This is a genomic window from Streptomyces sp. NPDC005303 (assembly GCF_040607335.1).
In the GTDB taxonomy this organism is placed as follows: domain Bacteria; phylum Actinomycetota; class Actinomycetes; order Streptomycetales; family Streptomycetaceae; genus Streptomyces.
Genome location: NZ_JBEXGM010000005.1, coordinates 154,452 through 174,243, shown reverse-complemented (window position 1 = coordinate 174,243; position 19,792 = coordinate 154,452). Strand labels below are relative to the sequence as shown.

At 72.9% G+C, this 19,792-nt stretch carries 13 protein-coding genes and 2 pseudogenes; 7 read left to right on the top strand and 8 right to left on the bottom strand.

From position 1 onward, the window contains the following. Window positions 1-65 precede the first annotated feature (65 nt). A complete protein-coding gene (locus tag ABZT93_RS10585; protein ID WP_356101835.1) occupies window positions 66-2,030 on the bottom strand; it encodes a translation factor GTPase family protein in 1,965 nt (654 codons plus the stop codon). Window positions 2,031-2,259: 229 nt separating this feature from the next. On the opposite strand from ABZT93_RS10585, the gene ABZT93_RS10580 reads away from it, so the two are divergent. After that, a complete protein-coding gene (locus ABZT93_RS10580) occupies window positions 2,260-2,439 on the top strand; it encodes a VWA domain-containing protein (RefSeq protein ID WP_356102218.1) in 180 nt (59 codons plus the stop codon). A 12-nt stretch (window positions 2,440-2,451) separates the two neighbouring features. Beyond that, complete coding sequence (locus ABZT93_RS10575) at window positions 2,452-3,552, top strand: XdhC/CoxI family protein (RefSeq protein ID WP_356101833.1); 1,101 nt, start codon at window positions 2,452-2,454, stop codon at window positions 3,550-3,552. Window positions 3,553-4,253: 701 nt separating this feature from the next. On the opposite strand, the gene ABZT93_RS10570 is transcribed toward ABZT93_RS10575, so the two are convergent. Then, a complete protein-coding gene (locus ABZT93_RS10570; RefSeq protein WP_356101831.1) occupies window positions 4,254-4,766 on the bottom strand; it encodes a metallophosphoesterase in 513 nt (170 codons plus the stop codon). A gap of 647 nt (window positions 4,767-5,413) precedes the next feature. Between ABZT93_RS10570 and ABZT93_RS10565 the strand changes: the two genes are divergently transcribed. After that, entirely contained in the window at window positions 5,414-7,381 is a 1,968-nt protein-coding gene (locus ABZT93_RS10565) for a glycosyltransferase family A protein (protein ID WP_356101829.1), read from the top strand. Between the two features lie 55 nt (window positions 7,382-7,436). Here ABZT93_RS10565 and ABZT93_RS10560 read toward each other — a convergent pair whose 3' ends face one another. The 5 genes and pseudogenes from ABZT93_RS10560 to ABZT93_RS10540 form a co-directional block, all read right to left on the bottom strand. Next, entirely contained in the window at window positions 7,437-8,240 is an 804-nt protein-coding gene (locus tag ABZT93_RS10560) for a class I SAM-dependent methyltransferase (RefSeq protein WP_356101827.1), read from the bottom strand. Between the two features lie 233 nt (window positions 8,241-8,473). After that, window positions 8,474-9,007, bottom strand: a pseudogene (locus ABZT93_RS10555) (hypothetical protein); the annotation flags it as partial. Window positions 9,008-9,078: 71 nt separating this feature from the next. Next, window positions 9,079-9,255, bottom strand: a complete 177-nt coding sequence (locus ABZT93_RS10550) for a hypothetical protein (RefSeq protein WP_356101825.1) — start codon at window positions 9,253-9,255, stop codon at window positions 9,079-9,081. A gap of 154 nt (window positions 9,256-9,409) precedes the next feature. Next, window positions 9,410-9,829, bottom strand: coding sequence for a CBS domain-containing protein (locus ABZT93_RS10545; protein ID WP_356101823.1), 420 nt, complete (start codon window positions 9,827-9,829; stop codon window positions 9,410-9,412). A 47-nt stretch (window positions 9,830-9,876) separates the two neighbouring features. Continuing rightward, a complete protein-coding gene (locus tag ABZT93_RS10540; RefSeq protein ID WP_356102216.1) occupies window positions 9,877-12,324 on the bottom strand; it encodes a SpoIIE family protein phosphatase in 2,448 nt (815 codons plus the stop codon). Between the two features lie 195 nt (window positions 12,325-12,519). Here ABZT93_RS10540 and lanKC point away from each other — a divergent pair, with 195 nt between their 5' ends. The 4 genes from lanKC to ABZT93_RS10520 all read left to right on the top strand — a co-directional run bounded on the left by lanKC (window position 12,520) and on the right by ABZT93_RS10520 (window position 19,154). After that, window positions 12,520-15,144: a class III lanthionine synthetase LanKC gene (lanKC, locus tag ABZT93_RS10535; protein ID WP_356101821.1), complete on the top strand. Its 2,625-nt coding sequence runs from the start codon at window positions 12,520-12,522 to the stop codon at window positions 15,142-15,144. 59 nt (window positions 15,145-15,203) lie between these two features. Continuing rightward, entirely contained in the window at window positions 15,204-15,320 is a 117-nt protein-coding gene (locus ABZT93_RS10530; RefSeq protein WP_020117173.1) for a SapB/AmfS family lanthipeptide, read from the top strand. A gap of 88 nt (window positions 15,321-15,408) precedes the next feature. Continuing rightward, window positions 15,409-17,130 carry an ABC transporter ATP-binding protein gene (locus ABZT93_RS10525; RefSeq protein ID WP_356101817.1) on the top strand — a complete coding sequence of 574 codons (1,722 nt, stop codon included), beginning with the start codon at window positions 15,409-15,411 and terminating at the stop codon, window positions 17,128-17,130. Then, window positions 17,127-19,154 (top strand): ABC transporter ATP-binding protein, encoded by a 2,028-nt coding sequence (locus ABZT93_RS10520; RefSeq protein WP_356101815.1) that lies wholly within the window; start codon window positions 17,127-17,129, stop codon window positions 19,152-19,154. Before ABZT93_RS10525 ends, ABZT93_RS10520 begins: the two co-directional genes overlap by 4 nt. Here ABZT93_RS10520 and ABZT93_RS10515 read toward each other — a convergent pair. Next, window positions 19,077-19,703, bottom strand: a pseudogene (locus ABZT93_RS10515) (response regulator transcription factor); the annotation flags it as partial. The gene ABZT93_RS10520 and the pseudogene ABZT93_RS10515 overlap by 78 nt on opposite strands. Window positions 19,704-19,792 lie beyond the last annotated feature (89 nt).

The window sequence follows — 19,792 nt, the reverse complement described above, 5'->3', positions numbered from 1 at the left end:
ATTTCGGTACAACGTCAACACCATCTGACTGATGAGTAAGTTTCACTTTCGTCGCATCTGCCGCCTCACCCGCCGACTCGACGTGTCACGTTCAACAGATACTCCTTGCGGTTGAGGGGGTTGTGATCACTGCGTGGGCGTCGCGGAACGGTTCCGTGCGAGACCGGCGCGTAGTGGTCGAAGCCGCTCTCCAACTCCCCCTCGCCGCGCGTCAGTCCGGGCAGCCGCTGCTCGAGTCCGTGCACCCGGGCGGCCGGCACCGCACCCTCCAGGACACACCGGTCGCCCCGGGTCCGCGTCGTCTGCGGTACGGCCCGCAGCGCGGCCAGCACCGGCAGCAGGGCGCCGAGGGTGTCGGCCGGGGCCTCGATGCGGAACCGGTGCATCGGCTCGTACACCTGGGTGCCCGCCCGGCGCAGCGCCTCGACGAGGACGAGCGGGGTCAGGCCCCGGAAATCGGCTCCGGTGCTGGACATGCTCTTGTCGAAGCCCTGGTGGGCGTGGCTCTGCCGAGGGCAGTAGCCGCTGTGGGTCATGGTGACCGTGCAGTCGGTGACCTGCCAGCCGTCGAGTCCCTGGCCGAGGGTTTCGCGCACGCTGTCCTCGACGGCCTTGAAGAAGGCGTACGGCATCGCGCCGAGCTCCACCTCCAGCCGGAAGGTCACGCCGGAGCCGACCGGTGCCGGGTCGACGCGCAGGCCGACGGTGGCCAGGAAGGGGTTGGCGTCCTTCTTGACGAACTCGGCGGCCGCGCCGGTCCCGGCCGGGCGCTCGATGCACAGGGGCGTGGTCTCCCGGAAGGTGACGTCGAGGCCGAACTCCTCGGCGAGCGTGGCCTGGACGACCTCCTTCTGGACCTCGCCGTAGAGCGAGACGGAGGTCTCCTGACGGACCTCGTCGTGGCGCAGGTCGATCAGCGGGTCCTGCTCGGCGAGCTGGGTCAGGGCGAGGTGGAGGGACCGGGCGTCCGTGTCCGGGCCCGGCACGACGACCGTTTCGAGGGAGGGCGGGGCGAAGAAGTGACCGTGGGCCTTTCGGGGTTCACCGAGTGCGTCGCCGATGCGGATGTCATTGAGGCCCCAGAGCTTGGCGATCCGTCCGGCCGGGACCGCTTCCCGGCGGGTCTCGGTGCCGCCGTCGAAGACGCTGATCGCGGTGATACGGCCCTCGACGCGCGCCTCACCGAACGGCACCCGGTCGCGGACGCCGAGCGTGCCGGAGAACAGGCGCGCGTACGCGATCTTCTCCCCCGCCGGGCCCCGCTCGACCTTGAACACCGTGCCCGAGACGGGCCCTTCGGGGTCGCCGTCGGCGGCGGGCAGCAACTCCTTGATTCCGGCGATCAGTTCGGGCACGCCCGCGCCTGTGACAGCGGACCCGGAGTACACCGGGTGCACCAGGGCCTGCCGGGTCTGCGCGACCAGTGCCCCGCGCAGCAGATCCGCACCGACCCGTTCCTCGACATAGGCCGACAGCAGGTCGTCGTCCTGGTCCGCGAGGACGTCGTAGGCACCGATCCCAGGGAGGAAGCGGGCCTCGCGCGTGCCGGGTGCGTCCACGGTGCCCATGGGCACGATCGCCGGGGTGAGCCGCTCGGCGACGGCTCGCAGGACCTGGTCGGGCCGGGCTCCCCGCCGGTCGATCTTGTTGACGAAGACCAGGGTCGGGATGCGCAGCCGCTGGAGGGTCCGCATCAGGACGCGGGTCTGCGCCTGGACGCCCTCGACGGCCGAGACGACGAGCACGGCGCCGTCGAGCACACCGAGGACCCGCTCCACCTCGGCGATGAAGTCCGGGTGGCCCGGGGTGTCGATGAGGTTGACGGTGACGTCGTCGACCGCGAAGGAGACGACGGCGGACTTGATGGTGATGCCGCGCCGGCGCTCCAGCGCGAGGGTGTCGGTCTGTGTGCTGCCGGCGTCGACACTGCCGATCTCGTCGATGACTCCGACCGAGTGCAGCAGCCGCTCGGTCAGGCTGGTCTTACCGGCGTCGACGTGGGCCAGGATCCCGAGGTTGAGCAGGTGCACGAAGCGTCATGTCCTTTGGAGAGAGGGAGATTCCTTCCGGGTGGGACATGGACGCAGTGCGCATGACGGCTCCTGGATCGTGCGACGGCAAGGACATGAGAAGTGGAGCAGGTGCGCGCGCTCGACGGCAACGGATTAATGCTCGTCGCGAGCGGGGCGAGCGGCCCCGCCGGGTCGTCCTGCGCGTGGACGTCAGAGGCTCGGTGGCGGGGGTACCCGGCCCGGTGAGCTGCTGCGGGAGCTCCCGAGCCGCCGGGCCGCGGCGCGCGGGGCGTTCGTGGTGGTCCTGCCGGACGGCTGGGAGTGTGGCGGTCCGGAGCCGTTCGCGGCCCGGATGCGAGGCTTGCACCGGCCGGCGCACCGGGTGATCCGGGCCGAGCCGTACCGAAATGCCCGGCGGCGCTGGTGAAAGGAGCCGACGATGCGTGACATCCTCCCGGTGCTGCACGGCTGGTACACGGCCGGAGTGCCGTTCGGGCTGGCCACGGTCGTCTCGACGAGCCGCAGCGCACCCCGCGAATCGGGTGCGGCCATGGCCGTGGGCCCGGACGACGAGGTCGTCGGCAGTGTGTCCGGCGGCTGTGTCGAGGGCGCCGTCTTCGAACTGGCCCAGGAGGTCGTGGCGAGCGGTGAGGCCCGTCTGGAGACCTTCGGGTACAGCGACGAGCACGCGTTCGCGGTGGGTCTCACCTGCGGCGGCGAGATCACCCTTCTCGTACGTCCCGTGACGGCCGCCGGCGATCCCGCGTTCGGTGAGATCGCGGAGTCGGTCGGTGCGGGCCGCCCGGTGACCGTGGCGACGGTGACCGACGGCCCCGCACCCCGCGGTGCCACGCTCGCCGTGTGGCCGGACCGCGTCTCGGGCACCCTGGGCACCACCGGCCTGGACGTGGCGGTCACCGCCGACGCCCGCGGCGAACTCGCCCTGGGCGCGACGGGATTGCGGCACTACGGGCCGCACGGTGAGCGCCGCGAGGACGCGGTCGGCGTCTTCCTGCACTCCTTCGCTCCGCCGCCCCGCATGCTGGTCTTCGGCGCGATCGACTACGCGGCCGCGGTCGCCCGGATCGGCGCCTTCCTCGGCTACCGGGTCACGGTCTGCGACGCCCGCCCGGTCTTCGCGACGCCGAAGCGCTTCCCCGAGGGCGTGGAGGTCGTCGTCGACTGGCCGCACCGCTACCTCGGCGGCACCGACACCGACGAGCGCACCGTGATCTGCGTCCTGACCCACGACCCGAAGTTCGACGTGCCCCTGCTGGAGGAGGCGCTGCGCCGGCCCGCGGCGTACATCGGGGCGATGGGCAGCCGCCGTACGCACGACGACCGGATGAAGCGGCTCGCCGAATCGGGGCTGACCGAGGCCGAGTCGGCCCGGCTGCGCTCGCCGATCGGCCTCGACCTCGGGGCCCGTACCCCGGAGGAGGTCGCGGTGTCGGTGGCCGCCGAGATCGTCGCGCTGCGCTGGAGCGGTAGCGGTGCCCCGCTCACGGCGACGGCGGGGGCCATCCACCCGCCCTCGTGAGGCCTGCCCGTACCGCCCACGGTGACCGGCCGGTCGGTCGGGAAGAGGGCGGAATCGGAAGGTGTGAACCGCGCTCGAAGGAGTAAGGTGCGAACTACGGGAAAGGGTGTCCGAGCCCTACCCCACCTCCGATCGGGAAGGAGGTCCGTGAGAACGCACACTCGCAGCGTCCGGGCCGTCTCCCCTGCACTCGGAGCGGCCCGGATCTATGGGTGCCGGCGCTTCGATCCCACCACGCCCGGCAGCAGAGTCGGCGCCGCGGCAACCGCGTAGACGCAGGCCGAGCCGAGCGCCACGGCATGGAAGCCCCGCAGGAATCGCGTAGGGTCCTCGGGCTGTCCCGCGACGGCGCCGGTCACCGCGATGCCGATGGCGCCGCCTGTCTGCCGTGCGGTGTTGCCGACCGCGGCGGCGAGGCCCGAGGGATCGGCGGGGACCGTGGCGACGGCCGCCGCGACGACCGCGTGGGTCAGCAGCCCGCAGCCGATCCCCCACAGCAGGAACGCCGGCAGCAGGTCGGCGTGCCCCGACTGGTTCCCGGCACGGGCCGGCAGCGCGAGCCCTCCCGTGGCGACCAGCCCCGCGACCGCGGGCAGCCGGGGCCGAACCTGCTGGTGACGCGACCACCGACGGGAGCCATGCCCGCGAGCGGGGCGAACACAGGGACGACGGTGAGGCCCGCGAGCACGGCCGAGCGGTCCCTAGGGCGAAACTGACCGCGGCGGCAGGCGGTGCAGCGTCACGTCCGTGAGGCGGCCGTCGGCCACCGTCGCCGTCATGTAGGTGCAGTGGGGCTGGCGGCGGCGGTCGGTCGGCGAGCCGGGGTTGAGGAGCCGCAGTCCGCCGGGGGCGGTGGTGTCCCAGGGAATGTGGCTGTGGCCGAAGACCAGGACGTCGGCGTCGGGGTAGCGGACGGCACAGCGGGCCTCGCGCCCCTGGGCCGTACCGGTCTCGTGGACCACGGCGAAGCGCAGGCCGCCGAGGTCGGCGTACGCCACCTCGGGCAACCGCGCGCGCAGCTCGGGTCCGTCGTTGTTGCCGTGGACCGCGACGAGCCGTGCGCTGCGGCTCTCCAGCAGGTCGAGGGTGGCGGTGTCCACCCAGTCACCGGCATGGAACACGACGTCGGCATGCGGGAGTTCGGCGAGCAGCGGGGCGGGGAGCTGCTTGGCCCGCTTGGGAAGGTGGGTGTCGGACATCAGCAGCAGGCGCACGGAATCACCCTAGAGGGGCCGCGGCCGGCCCCGCAGCACATGGACGGCGTGCCGGGGAGCGACATCGGCGTAGGTGCGGGGGTGTGGCTCCCGCGTGTCCGTCGGGATCGTTCGTTGTGGATGGAGCCGCCGGCGAGGCCGTAGGAGCCGCGCGCCGGGTGGGTCGCCGAGGTGTTGACCGCCGCCGTCCCGCCCGTCGGGTGCACCGGCAACCGCTCCCCTCGCCGTCGTCCGTCCCCGACCGCGCCCTGCCCCCTGTGCACGCACTCTTCAGCAGGACCGTTTCTCGACGTCCTCCACACGCCCGTCAACTTCCTGACGCTCCCGTCCGGGTGATTTTTGCGCCTCGAAGTCGCGGCCGTCGGCCGCGTCGCCCGCCTGCGGACGGTACGGACGCGCTTCGACCCCCGCACGCCGCCTCGTCCCGGCGGTGCCCGGCCGGAGCTCGGCAAATCGGGAACGTCGGTGTCCCCAGCACCCCCCCGACGCCACCGCCATCCGCATCGGACCCGCCTGGAGGACCCGGAGCCCGGAGCCCCTCACCACCGCGGCTCCGCGACAGGACTCTCGTCACACGTCGTTAACATCAGCGCACAATGCGTCATATGTGACGCAAGCCACAAGCCACCCAAGGAGACCGGACACCGATGACGGTCAAGGTCAGCGTCGTCATCCCCGTCTACAACCCGGGGACCTACATCGAGGACTGCATCGCCTCGCTGCGCAGGCAGTCCCTGCCCCCGGACGAGTTCGAGGCGATCTTCGTCGACGACGGTTCGACCGACGGCACACCGGCCCGGCTCGACGCGCTGGCCACCGAGGTCGCGAACGTCACGGTCATCCACCAGGAGGCCTCGGGCTGGTCCGGCAAGCCACGCAACGTCGGGATCGCCGCCTCCCAGGGCGAGTTCGTCATGTTCGTCGACAACGACGACTACCTCGGCGACGAGGCGCTGGAGCGCATGTACGACTACGCGGTCGCCAACGGCGCCGACGTGGTCGTGGGCAAGATGGCAGGCAAGGGCCGGGGCGTGCCGGTGGAGCTGTTCCGCCGCAACCACCCCCGTGCCACCGTCGACAGCGCCCCGCTGATCGACAGCCTGACCCCGCACAAGATGTTCCGGCGGGCCTTCCTCGACCAGATCGGCCTGCGCTTCCCCGAGGGCAGGCGCCGGCTGGAGGACCACGTCTTCGTCACGGAGGCGTACCTGCGCGCGGACAACGTCTCCGTGCTCAGCGACTACGTCTGCTACTACCACCTCAAGCGCGACGACGCCTCCAACGCGGGCTTCCAGCGCTTCGACCCGGTGGGCTACTTCCAGAACCTGCGCGAGGCGCTCGACGTCGTCGAGAAGTACACCGACCCGGGGCCGAGCCGCGACCGGCTGTTCCGTCGCTGGCTGCGCAACGAGATGGTCGAGCGGATGCGCGGGAAACGGCTGCTCGCCGCGCCCGAGGACTACCGCAAGGAGCTCTTCACCGAGATCCGGGGAGTGGTCGTCGAGCGCTTCGGGCCCGGTGTCGCGGCCGGCCTCCCGCCCACCCAGCAGGTCGTCGCCGCGCTGATCGCCGACGGCCGGCTCGACGACCTGGTCGCGTTCGCCGAGTGGGAGGCCCCCGTCACCTCCAGGGCCGAGCCGGGCGGCGTCGAGTGGCAGGAGGGTGTGTTGCGGGTCGGCCTGTCCGCCGAACTCGTGTCCAGCGGTATGCCGATGACGTTCCCCGCCGAGGGCGGCGCCACCCCGCTCACCAAGCCGCCGGCCTCCGTCGAGGAAGCCGTGGACTGGGTCGGCGCTCACGCCGTGGCCGGCTTCGAGCGTGCCACGGTCGATCTGCTGCTGCGGAAGCGCGCCAGCTCCGCCCAGTACTTCCAGCCCGTGGAGTTCACCCGGGAGACCGTGCCGGGTCAGGACGGCCGGGTGCGGCTGGTGCTGCGGGGCACAGTAGTCCTGGATCCGGCCACCGCGGCCGACGGCGGTCCGCTCGACGCCGGGCTGTGGGACGTGTTCGTCCGCGTCAAGCTCGGCGGTTGGACCAAGGAGTCCCGGCTGGGACCGGTTCCCCTCAAGGGGTGCAGGGCCGCGGACGCGGGTGTCGCGGGCGGCCGGGTCGTGCTGCCGTACTGGACCGGGAAGCAGGGCACCCTGGCCCTGGACGTCGACACGGCGAGTGAGCGCCTGGGCCTCGGGCGGGTCACGCCCGGGGAGGTCACGGCGACCGGTGACCGCATCGAGGTGCCGGTGCCGTTCCACGTGCCCGGTGACACGCCGGTACTCCTCGAACTCAGCCGTGGTTCCGGTGCCGCGCCCGTGAAGGTGCCCGGCACGCTGCGTCCCCAGGGCTCCGCGGCCCTCCTGGAGGCGGTGCTGCCGCTCGACGACCTGGCCGGAGCGGACTGGCGGGTCACGCTGAGCCCGGCACCCGAGGCGGGGAAGCCGCGCTTGCATCCGCTGCCGTTCGCACTGCGGGTGAAGGGGGGCCGGGTCGAGGTCGTGACCGTGCGCGCCCCCCGGCCCGCGGCCGGACAACCACTGGTCCGCAGGGCGCGGCGGCTGGTCGGGAGGCTGGTCCGCCGGCTCAGGGCACTCGGCAGACAGAAACAGAGCCGCAGGTAGTAAACCGAGCCGGGGAGGACGCGGAACGCGTCCTCCCCGGCTCACTGCGCGTCGCTCAACCGGCGTCGGTGAGCTGCTTCAGGCTGGTTCGCAGGTGCTCCCAGCTGCGGTCCCGCTTGCTGCCGCGGTTGCGGGCGTTCACCAGCGGCTTCCAGAAGGCGGCGTCGATCAGCGCCTCCGGCTTGATCGCCACGGTCCGCTCCAGGACCGTCTCGGGCACCTTCTGCGGGTCGGGGACCACGTACTCCGCGATGATCTCGTCGTACTTGTCCGTGAGCACCGTGTTGGTCGGGTCCGCGCCGAAGACCACGAGCTGCCCGGTGGGCTCGGTGTCGACCAGGACCGCCACCAGGTCGGGACGGTGGCGGTTCAGGACCTCGATCATCTTGTAGACGTCACCGGTCCAGGCGTCGGTGTGCCGGTCGCGGGCGGCCTCGTCCACGTTGCGCGGGAGCATGTCGTCGAAGACGATCACGCTGGCCCAGTCCGAGTACTTCTCGACGTTGATGAAGTCGCGCAGCGCGTACTCGAACAGGTGCATGCCGTCGATGAACGCCAGGTCGAGCGTGACGTCCTTCCAGTAGCCGAACGGGCTGCGGTTGCGGACGATGTTGCGCAGTGGGTGACGGCCACCCTTGAGGTGCTGCAGGGGGTTGTCGCGCGCGAAGAAGTCGTCGCTGGTGGCCTTCGCCAGATGGACGTCGCAGCGGATCTCCGAGACCACCTTGAACGCCGGGTCGATCGCGATGCTCGGTACCCGGGAGAACGTCAGGCTGCGGCCGTCGTTGACGCCGATCTCCAGGTAGTTGCGGTTCGCGCTGGCTTGGTGGAGCCCCCGCAGGAACTCGTGACGTTTCACTGGGAAATCTCCTTGCGGATGTGTGGCAGTGCTTCGTGCAGGTGGACCGCCGGTCCCGGTTCGAGGCCGGCGCGACCTCCGTCCACCGGTCGCGCCCTGTGGCGCTGTGGGCGGGGCGTGGTGCGGGCCCCTTGAAGGCCACGCTGCGGGTGGGGCCGACCCTGACCGGGTCGGCCGAGGTACCGGAACATCGCCCGGCCGGGTCCGTGCCCGGGCCGTTCCCGGGGCACATGGATCCGCACCTTGCTGCGGTCTCCGCGGACGAGACGGTGGGCTCGGGACACACCCGGAGCGGGGGTCACCTCGACATGGCGGCCGACGTGCGCGGGCTCGACGCGGGGCACGCACTGGTGGTGCGGGGCGTGGGTGGTCTCCGACTCGCCCCTGCGGCACTGCTCGAGGGCGCGTACGGCGTCATGGATCACCGGCGCGGACAGGTCGCGCGTAGGGCCGGTGACCACGCCGACGAGGGCGAGGCCTCTCCCGGGCCGTGCGGGCTGCTCCCCCGGGCCGATCACCCGGGCGCCGGGAGGGCTGCAGCGGAACTCGTGGGCGAAGGTGCTCTCCAGGCCGTGCGCGGGGCCGTCACCGATGGCCTCGTGGAGCTTGGCGGCGGTGCCGACGACGATCCGACAGACCTGGGCGGTGGATTTCTGGCCGTGGAACAGGACGGCCTTGAGGGCGACGGGCACCGGTTTTCCGACCGAGGTGTGCGTGCTCGGCCGCGACCGGGTACCGGCCCCGCCGGACAGCACGAGAGCCTTCATTTGCGTCACCATAGCCCGGATCCGGAGGAACCGGGCTGTGCAGAGGGTGACTGGAGGGTCGCGCGGAGTGCTCAGTCCTCGCCGCGGAAGATGTTGCCTTCTCCCGTGTGCGCCGTGGTGGGTCCGATCCGGTCCTCGACCGCGGGCAGGCAGGTCCGCAGGTCTCCCTGGCCGTGCAGGCGGCGGGCCCTGGACCAGCCCGTCTCGGGGCGGCGTGCGACGGGTTTCTGGGCGGTCTGCGGGGTCACGGCGGTTCACCGTCCTTCCATGTGGCCTCCGGGTCCCCCGGAGGGCACGGGCCAAACGGACCGCACGGCCCGTCAGCCCGTCACCCCCGCACACACATTCGCCGAGCATTCGGGACCCCGGAACTTGACGGACGGCCGAACCGGCCCGCCCCGCTCAGGTGTTGGGCCGTGCCACGCTGATGTCGCCCAGGGCCGATCCGGGATCGCGTTCCATGGCCGTGTCACCGAGGGAGACGATGCCGACGGCGTGGCCGTGGTCGACGACCGGGATCCGGCGCACGGCGTGCTCACGCATGAGCTCGATCGCGTGGTCCAGGTCGTCCTCGGGCGTGACGGTCACCAGGTCGTCGCTGCATGCGCCGGCCACGGTGATCTGTGCCGGGTCGCCGCCCTCGGCGAGGGAGCGCACGACGAGGTCGCGGTCGGTGACCAGACCGCGCAGGTCGTCGCCGTCGGTGACCAGGACGGCGCCGAGGTCCTGGTCGCGCATGATCCTGGCGACCTCCGTCACAGAGGTCTGCGGTTCCACGGTGACCGGCGCGCTGGTCATGATGTCGCTGACGTGCTGAGTCATGACGTACCTCTCTGTCCGCTGGGATGGTCCGCTCCGGGTACCCCTCCTCAGGCGTCCAGTGTGATCTCGCTCCACACCTGTTTGCCGCCGCTGACCGGGACGCTGCCCCAGGCCGCCGACACGGCCTCGACGAGGAGGATGCCGCGTCCTCCGGTGGCCTCCCAGCCGATGTTGGTGGGCTTGACCGGGGTGCGGGGTGAGGCGTCGGCGACGGAGACCCGCAGCCGCGTGCCGATGAGGGTGAGGTCGAGCCGGACCTGGCCGGCGGTGTGCACGAGGGCGTTGGTGACGAGCTCGGAGACGACGAGCAGGGCGGTGTCCATGGCGTCCTCGGGGACGCCCCAGACGCGCAGGGTGCGCCGGGTGAAGCGGCGGGCGTGCCGGGCCGCCTCGGGGACCCGCCAGACGGTCCAGCTCTCCCGGAGCGGCTGGGTGGCCATGCCGTCGTAGCGCAGCAGGAGCAGGGCGACGTCGTCGCTGCGGCGGGCGCCGCCGAGCAGGACGTCCGCGACGAGACCGAGGTGGGCCGGGTCGGCGAGGGCCAGCCCGTGGGCGAAGCGGTCCATGCCCTCGTCGATGTCGGCCTCGGTGGACTCGACGAGCCCGTCGGTGGTCAGGGCGACCACGGTGCCGGGCCCCAGCCTGAGCGGGGTCATCGGGAAGTCGGCCTGGGCCACCACGCCGAGCGGGGGCCCGCCGTCGCTCTCGGCGATCTCCGTGGTGCCGTCGGGGTGGCGCAGCACCGGGGGCAGATGTCCGGCGCGCACACACCAGGCGGTGCCCTCCTCCATGTCGAGGTCCACATAGGTGCAGGTGGCGAAGAGGTCGGTCTCCAGGTCCATGAGGAGCCGGTTGGCGTGGGCGACCACGACGTCCGGGGGGTGGCCCTCGACGGCGTAGGCGCGCAGGGCGGTACGCATCTGGCCCATGAGGGTCGCGGCGGCGGCGCTGTGGCCCTGGACGTCGCCGATGACCAGGGCCACATGGTTGTCGGGCAGCGGGATCACGTCGTACCAGTCGCCGCCGAGTTCCAGGCCCGCGGTGCTGGGCAGATAGCGGGCCACGGCGACCGCGCCGGGCAGTGTGGGCAGGCGGCGGGGCAGCAGCTGGCGCTGGAGCATGCCGACGAGTTCGTGCTCGGCGTCGAGGGCGTGGGCGCGCATCAGGGCCTGCCCGGCGAGCCCGGCGGAGGCGGTGAGCAGGGCGCGCTCGTCGGGGTCGAAGTGGTGGGGGGCGTCCCAGCCGATGACGCAGGCGCCGGCCATGCGGCCCGCCGCGGGCAACGGCAGGACGGCGAGGCCGCCGGGGCCGACGTCGGCGAGAGCGGGTTCGAGGACGGTGCCGGCGGGCCAGATCTGGGCGCGGCCCTCCCGCAGGGCACTGGCCAGGGTGGGCATGGCCCGTACGGGTGCCTCGGGCCACTCGCTGCGCCACTCCAGGCGCCACAGCTCGGGCCATGATTCCGGTTCGGGCGGGTCGAGGACGGTGACGACGAGCCGGTCGTTCTCCAGCTCGGCGAGGGCGATGCGGTCGGCCCTGAGCGGGGCACGGAGGGCCGAGACGACGGCCTGGCTGACGTCGCGGACGGTGCCCGCCATGGAGAGGGCGGCGGCCAGGCGCTGGACCCGGGCCACGTCGGTGACGTCGGAGCGCAGGGTGGAGGCGTCGGCGACGGTGCCCACGAGCCGGGCCGGACTGCCCTCGCCGCCGGCCAGCATGCGGCCGCGCAGCCTGAGCCATTTGGGCGGCCCCGAGGGCTGGAGGATGCGGAACTCCAGTTCCCGGTCGCCGATGGACATGTGACCGGCCTCGAACAGGGACATCAGCGAGGGCAGGTCCTCGGGGACGGTCATGCCGAGCAGGGTCTCGATCTTTCCGTCGAAGGCGGCCCGGCTCATGCCGAACAGTTCCAGGATCCCGTCGCCGACCTCGACCCGGCCGGTGTCCATGGCGAGGCTGAACGCGTTGGAGCCCAGTTCCGCGCCCTCGGGGGCGACCACGGGGACGGGGCAGACGATCGCGTCGGCGATCAGTTCGAGGCACTTGCGGTCCTCGTCGTCGAATCCGTGCGGGTCCTCACCGACGGCGACGAGACAGGCCCGGCCGTCGTCGCCGTGCGCGGGCAGCACGGCCAGGTGGAAGTCCCGCCGGGCCACCCTGCGGGACTCGGCGCAGGCGGCCAGCTCCTCCGGGCCGAGGAAGACCGGCCGGCCCGAGCGGTGCGCCTCGGCGGGCGGGGAGCCACCGGAGCCGGGATAGCTGTCGCGCAGCCCGTACACCGTCCGGGGGACGCCCACCGACTCGACGAGACCCAGCACGTCCCCGTCCTCACCGGGCGTGTACACGGCGGCGAGGGTCGCCCCGGTGAAGACGAGCGCCTGTTCGAGGACGCGGCGCAGCCGTTCCGGCGATCGGGGACTTTCCGTGAGCGAGGTCAGCGCATTTTCGGCACGCAGCGTTCCCCCTCTGCGTCGCGCAGCGCCCTCACTCACCACGTTCGCCATTACAGCGCTAATACGGCAGGTGCGCAGCCCCTGTGAACCTTCGGTGGAGCGCCCGCGGCCGCCGCGCTCGAAACCCCTCGAACAAATCTTGACGCATGCGTTTCGCACGGGGATCTCGTGACAGCCGTGACTGTCCGTGGCCACCGCCCCGCTGGAAGGCTCTGTGGTGGGCCAAGGAGGGGACGCATGGACAAGCGCTACGAGGTGTACGCGCTCGCCGACAGACACTTCTACGAGACGCCCGACCGGATCTCTGCCGGCGAGGCGCCCGTCTATGAGACGGCGCGCCGCGCGGTGCCGGACGGGTGGGACGCGGCACGCATCGGTGACTGGCTGACACTGACGCCGCTCGGCGCGGACGGGAAGCCGGCGCCGGGTCCGTCGCAGGGCTGGAAGATCCACGCCTCGGCCACCCGGGAGAACGCGGAGCGGATCGCCGCGATCGTGTGGGACTACTGCGTGCCCCGGCGCATCTCGTTCAAGTTCGTGCCGGGCCCGCATCTGCTGCACCTGCGCAACACCAAGTACGCGGCCCGCGACACCAGCGGCAAGTTCGTCACGATCTACCCGGCCGACGAGGAGCAGCTGCACGAGGTGCTCCGGGAGCTGGGCAAGCTCCTGGAGGGCTTCGAGGGGCCGTACATCCTCACCGATCTGCGCTGGTACGAGGGCCCGCTCTACGTCCGCTACGGCGCGTTCGCGCGCACCTTCGTCGTCGACGACCGGGGCTCACTGGTGCCGGCGGTGCGGGACGGCGAGGGCAAGCTGGTGCCGGACCGGCGGGAGCCGTCCTTCCAGGTGCCCGACTGGGTGACGCTGCCGGACTTCCTGGAGCCGCATCTGGAGGCGCGCAACACCACGACGGTCGGCGAGCTGCCGTACAGGATCGAGAAGGCGCTGCACTTCTCCAACGGCGGCGGGGTCTACACGGGCACCGACACCCGCGACGGACGCAAGGTCGTCCTGAAGGAGGGCCGGCCGCACGCGGGCCTGGCCGCCGACGGGGCGGACGCGATCGCCCGTCTGGAGCGGGAGAAGGACGCCCTGGAGCAGGTGGCGGGGACGGGCGTGGTGCCCGAGGTGCGGGACTGGTTCACCCTCGGCGACCACCGGTTCCTCGTCATGGACTTCCTGGAGGGGCGCCCGCTGAACTCGTTCTTCGCCGAGCGGCACCCGCTGCTCACTCCGGACCCCGATCCGCGGGCCGTCGCCGACTACACGGCGTGGGCGGTGCGCATCCACGGGGCGGTGGAACGGGCCGTGGAGGCGGTGCATGCACGCGGGATCGTCTTCAACGACCTGCACGTCTTCAACATCATGGTCGGCCCCGACGAGGAGTCGGTCTCCCTGCTCGACTTCGAGGCGGCGGCGCCGGTCGAGGAGAACGGCCGCCAGGTGGTCGCCCACCCCGGCTTCTTCGCCCCACCGGACCGCAAGGGCATCGACGTCGACCGCTACGCCCTGGCCTGTCTGCGGATCGCCCTGTTCCTGCCCGTCACCACGCTGTTCGTGGTCGACCGGGGGAAGGCGGCCCATCTGGCTGAGGTGATTCTGCGTCAGTTCCCGGACGTGCCGAAGGAGTTCCTCCACGAGGCGGTCGCGGAGATCACCCGGGACATCGCCACGGACACCGGCGGCGCGCGTACGGCCCTGAAGGCGGTGCCGTCCTTCGTCGAACCCGGCGACTGGCCCAACAGCCGCGACTCCATGGTCAAGGCGCTCCTCGCGTCGGCCACCCCGGAGCGCGAGGACCGGCTCTTCCCCGGTGACATCACCCAGTTCAACGACGGCGGGGGTCTCGGACTCGCGCACGGCGCGGCCGGGGTGCTGTACGCGCTGGACGCGGTCGCCGCCGAGCGGTACGAGGAGGGCGAGCGCTGGCTCCTGGCCCGCACCGCGCCCCCGCCGACAGGCACACCGCTCGGTCTCTACGACGGTCTCGCGGGCGTCGCCCACGTCCTGGACCGGCTCGGCCACCGGCAGCGCGCCCTCGACCTGGTCGGGCGGGTGCTCGCGGAACGCTGGCAGAACCTCTCCTCCGACCTGCACGGCGGCCTGGCCGGACTCGGTCTGGTCCTCGGCGAACTGGCCCGCACCACCGGCGAGTCGGAGCTGCGGGACCGCGCCGCCGAGGCCGCCGACGTCCTCGTACGGCGACTCGCGCAGCCCCCCGCGGACACCAAGCGGCGCCGGGCCGGGCTGCTGAAGGGGTGGACCGGGCCCGCGCTGTTCCTGCTGCGACAGTACGAACACACCCATGAGCCGCTGCTGTTGAGGGCGGCCGAGGTGGCGTTGCGCAGGGACCTGGAGTGCTGTGTGACGCACCCGAGCGGCTCGATGGAGGTGGACGAGGGCTGGCGGACGCTGCCCTACCTCGGCGAGGGAAGCGCCGGCATCGGGATGGTCCTGGACGACTACCTCGCCCAGGGCGCCGACACCGAGGGCGAGTTCGAACGGGCGCGCGCCGGTGTGCTGACCGCCGCCACCAGCCGCTTCTACGTGCAGCCCGGTCTCTTCCAGGGCCGTGCCGGAATGATCCTGCACCTCGCACGCACCGACACTCCCGGTGCGACCCGCGAGCGGCTCGCCGAACAGATCGACGGGCTCGGCTGGTTCTCCATGGACTACCAGGGCCAACTGGCCTTTCCAGGGCACCAGATGATGCGGCTGTCGATGGACCTGGGCACCGGAACGGCAGGGTGCCTGCTCGCGCTCGGCGCGGCCCAGGCGGCCCCCGGCGCCCCGACCACCGCGCACCTGCCGTTCCTGCCGCCCCTCGGGCGGCCCCCCATACGCGGTTCCGCGACTTGACGGAGCCGTGACCCAACCCCGTCCCCACGGGTGGACGACACCGAGGAAAGGAAACCGAGATGGCACTTCTCGACCTGCAGACGATGGAGTCCGACGAGCACACCGGCGGCGGCGGCAACAGCACCCTGAGCCTGCTGTCCTGCGTCAGCGCCGCGAGCGTCACGCTCTGTCTCTGACAGGCACCGTGCGCCCTTGACTCCGGGCGGTCCACTCCCGCGAGGGAGGGACCGCCCGGGGTTCTGCACACCTCGGGAAGGCCGCCGTATGACGACTCGTACCTCGCCGCCGGCCACGCACGGCCTCCTGGGTCCGGCTCCCGCCCGCTGTCTGGCCCTGTGCCTGGTGAGCACGGCGGCCACCGGCGCCGGACTGCTGCTGCCCGCGGCCCTCGGCCGCACCCTCGATCTGCTGCTGGCGCAGGCACCCGCGACCCGCTGGGTCCTCTGCTGCGGCGCACTGGTCCTCCTCATCGCCCTGCTCGACGCGGCGGAGACCGTCCTCGGCGCCACCCTCGACGCCCGCACCACCGCCTGGCTGCGCCGCCGCCTCACCCGGCACGTCCTGGCCCTCGGCCCGCGCGCCACCGCCCGCTTCGGGCCCGGAGACCTCGTCGCCCGCCTCGTCGGCAACGCCGCACAGGCCGGCACCGCGCCGACCGCCCGCGCCGCCCTGCTGGCCGCGCTCGCCGGACCGGTCGGCGCCGTGGTGGCCCTCGGCCTCATCTCCCCCTGGCTCGCGGCCGTGTTCCTCGCCGGAGCGCCGGTGCTCGCCCTGCTGTTGCGCGCCTTCGCCCGGGACACCCGGGAATGCGTGACGCGCTACCAGGAGGTGCAGGGCCGGATGGCGCAGGCCCTCGCGGAGGCCGTCGGCGGACACCGCACCATCCGGGCCGCGGGCACGGAGGACCGGGAGACGGCCCGCATCCTGCGCCCGCTGGCCGAACTGTCCGAGGCCGGTCACCGCATGTGGCAGGTGCAGGGCCGGGCCTCGGGACAGTCCGTCGCCGTGGCCCCGCTGCTCCAGTTGGGGGTCGTCGCCGTGGCAGGGATCCTGCTCGCCCGGCACCGCGTCACGGTGGGCGAGGTCCTCGCCGCCTCCCGCTACGCGGTCCTCGCGACCGGCGTCGGGGTCCTGGTGGGCCAGCTCGGCGGTTTGGCCCGGGCCCGGGCGGCGACCGGACGTCTGGACGAGGTCCTCGCGGAACCGCCCGTCGTCCACGGCGAGCGCAGTCTGCCGCCGGGGCCGGGGCGCCTGGAACTGCGGGGCGTCACCGCCCTGCGCGGCGCACGTGCTGTGCTCGACGGGGTCGACCTCGTCGTACCGGGCGGGACGACGCTCGCGGTGGTGGGCCGCTCGGGGGCGGGCAAGTCACTGCTCGCCGCGGTCGCCGGGCGACTCGCCGAACCGGACGCCGGGGAGGTCCTGCTCGACGGCGTACCGCTGCGCGAGCTCACCCACGACGAACTGCGCCGTTCGGTCGGCTACGCCTTCGAACGCCCCGCCCTGCTCGGCGGCACCGTCGAGGAGGAGATCGGCCTCGCTCTCCCGTCCCCCTCCCCCGCCCGCGTCCGCGAAGCCGCCCGCACGGCCCACGCGGACGACTTCGTGCGCCGGCTGCCCGACGGTTACGACACGCTCGTCGCCGACGCCCCACGCTCCGGCGGGGAGTCCCAACGGCTCGGTCTCGCCCGGGCGTTCGCCCACGGTGGCCGTCTGCTCATCCTCGACGACGCCCTCTCCAGCCTCGACACGGTCACGGAGTCGCGCATCGCCGAGGCCCTGGTGAGCGGCGGGGCGGCAGGCACCCGCCTGCTGGTCGCCCACCGCACCGCCACGGCGGCCCGCGCGGACGCGGTGGCCTGGCTGGACGGGGGGCGAGTACGGGCGGTGGGGCCGCACGAGGAGCTGTGGCGGTCGGCGGAGTACCGGGCGGTGTTCGGGGGCGGGGCGGAGGGCGCCGACGCCTCGGACGGGGGGCTGTCATGAGCGGCGGCTCGGCGTGGCGGCACGGGATCCACGGGCGCGGTCTGCGGTTCCTGCGGGCCAGGTGGCGGGTTCTCGTCCGGCTCGGCGGGTGGTCCGTACTGGAGACCGGGCAGACCTTCCTCACCGGGTACGCGCCCGCCCGTGCCCTGGACGAGGGGTTCCTGGCCGGGCGGCCCGGCGTCGGACTCGGGTGGCTCGGGGTGGCCGGGATCGGGGTGCTCGTCGGCGCGTGGGGGACGGTGCGGGTGTACGCCGCCGTCGCCGCGCTGGTCGAGCCGCTGCGGGACGCCCTGGTCGCGCGAGTGGTGGAGCGCGGGGTGCGGGAGGCGGACGCGGGGGCGCTGTCCGGGCTGACGCAGCAGGTCGAGATCGCGCGGGACACGTTCGCCGGGCTGGTGATGGTGTCGCGGTCGTTCGTGTTCACCGCCGTGGGCGCCGCAGTCGGACTGGCCTCGCTCGACCCGCTGCTGCTCCTGGTCGTGGGGCCGCCGCTGGCCGCAGGGCTGGGGCTGTTCGCGGTCACTCTGCGGCCGTTGGCCCGCCGCCAGGAGGAGTTCCTGGTCGCCGACGAGGCGCTGGCAGACGGCCTCGGCAGGATCTGTCCGGGGCTGCGGGACATCACGGCGTCCGGTGCGGAGAACCGGGTCGCCGCCGGTACCGGCCGACTTGTCGACACCGAGCAGCGGGCCGCGTACTCCCTCGCCCGCTGGTCCGTCCTGCGCGTGGCCTCCCTCGCCCTCGGCGGCCAGTTCCCGATCGTCCTCCTCCTCGCCTGCGCGCCGTGGCTCCTGGCCCGAGGCGTCACCACGGGCGCCCTGGTCGGCGCCCTCGCTTATGTCACCCAGTCCCTGCTCCCCGCCCTGCGCAATCTGGTCCACGGCCTGGGCACGAGCGGCTCGCGACTGGTGGTGGTGCTACGGCGACTGGTACGCGAGCCCACGCCTGCTGCAGCCGCAGGGGAGTCGGTCGTACGGACCCGAGCACAGGGCAGCCCTCCTCTGCCCAGCCGCATCGCCACCCCCGGTCCGGGCGGCGACGGCCCCGACCCCGAGCCCGTCGGCGTCGCCACAGCCTCATCCGCTCCCGAGCAACCCGACACCCGCCCCGACACCCCGATCCCGGCCGGCACCACGCACCCCACGGCCCCCGCCCTCTCCCTCACTGCCGTCTCCTTCGCCTACGGCCCCGCCGCCACACCTGTCGTCGACCACCTCGACCTCGTCCTTCCGGCCGGCGCCCACCTGGCCGTCGTAGGCCCCAGCGGGATCGGGAAGTCCACGCTCACGGCCCTGATCGCGGGGCTCCTCCAGCCCACCGGTGGCGGCATCCGGCTGTGCGGGCACCCCGTACCCTCCCCCGACGCGGCCGCGCTGCGTGTGCTCATTCCGCAGGAGGCGTACGTCCACACCGGCACGCTCGCCGAGAACCTCGGGCACCTAAGGCCGGACCCGGTGCCCGAGCCGGAGCTGCTCGCGGCGGCCGAGGCCGTCGGGCTCACCCCGCTCCTCGAAGCGCTCGGCGGGCCACGGGCGGCCGTGGATCCGGCCGCCCTCTCCGCCGGTGAGCGGCAGTTGGTCGCGCTGACCCGGGCCTATCTGTCGTACGCCCCCCTCGTCCTGCTCGACGAGGCGACCTGCCATCTGGACCCCAGGGCCGAGGAACGTGCCGAGCGGGCCTTCGCGAACCGGCCCGGCACCACGTTGGTGGTCGTCGCCCACCGGATCAGCTCGGCCCGCCGCGCCGGCCGCGTGCTGCTGATGGACGGCCCGCGCACGGCGTACGGCACGCACGACGAGCTGGTGCGCGACTCACCCGCGTACCGCGAACTCGTGGGTGGTTGGACGGCCACGGCCGCCGAGCGGTCAGAGCCAGCCCTGGCCCTGCGAGATCCGGATCGCGTCGATGCGGTTGCGGGCCCCGGTCTTGCGGGTGATCGCGGCCATGTAGTTGCGCACGGTCCCGTGGGACAGGCACAGGCTGCCCGCGATCTCCGCGATGGAGGCACCCTCGGCCGCGAGGGATAACACGCTCAGCTCCCGTCTGGTCAGCGGCATCTCGGCGGCCTGGAGGAAGCCGAAGCCCAGCGAGTCATCGACGAAACGTTTCCCCTCGGCGACCCGCCGGATCCCGCGCACGAGCCGCTCCGGCGCCGCCCCCTCCTTGTCGACATAGCCGAGCGCTCCCGCCTCGACGGCCCGCTTCAGCAGCCCCGGCCGGTTGGCGCTGGCGATCACGAGAAGGCGCGGCGGACTCCGGTCCGGCTCGCGCAGGGATAACTCCCCCAGGGGCGGAATGCCGTACGTGTCCGAGCATTCGAGGTCGGCCGCGCAGACATCGGGACGTACGGAGCGCAGACGGCCGGGCGCGGTCTGCCACGGGGTGTCGAACACCCCGAAATCGGGTTCCCGGCGGAGCCACTCCGCCAGGGCCGATCTCACCAGACACGCGTCGTGCACCAGAAGCACCCGGATCACTGCTCGTCCCCCTCGATTCGCCCTACTTGTTTCCGTGGCATGAACGCGTGCCCCATTGTTCGGGTCCCGGACCGCCCTCGGGCGCGAAGAATCGGCCATCAGGGTGCGCGGGGGCGCACGAACGGCGCCCGTGTGCCGTGGCGCGCTTCGACTGTGGGGGCATGGTCCGGGGCCGAGGGGGTACTGGA

Bases quoted from the DNA above. Each gene is read 5' to 3' on its own strand.
- ABZT93_RS10565 (WP_356101829.1), top strand. From the start codon at position 5,414: ATGACGGTCAAGGTCAGCGTCGTCATCCCCGTCTACAACCCGGGGACC.
- ABZT93_RS10525 (WP_356101817.1), top strand. From the start codon at position 15,409: ATGACGACTCGTACCTCGCCGCCGGCCACGCACGGCCTCCTGGGTCCG.
- ABZT93_RS10520 (WP_356101815.1), top strand. From the start codon at position 17,127: ATGAGCGGCGGCTCGGCGTGGCGGCACGGGATCCACGGGCGCGGTCTG.
- ABZT93_RS10575 (WP_356101833.1), top strand. From the start codon at position 2,452: ATGCGTGACATCCTCCCGGTGCTGCACGGCTGGTACACGGCCGGAGTG.
- ABZT93_RS10530 (WP_020117173.1), top strand. From the start codon at position 15,204: ATGGCACTTCTCGACCTGCAGACGATGGAGTCCGACGAGCACACCGGC.
- lanKC (WP_356101821.1), top strand. From the start codon at position 12,520: ATGGACAAGCGCTACGAGGTGTACGCGCTCGCCGACAGACACTTCTAC.
- ABZT93_RS10545 (WP_356101823.1), bottom strand. From the start codon at position 9,829: ATGACTCAGCACGTCAGCGACATCATGACCAGCGCGCCGGTCACCGTG.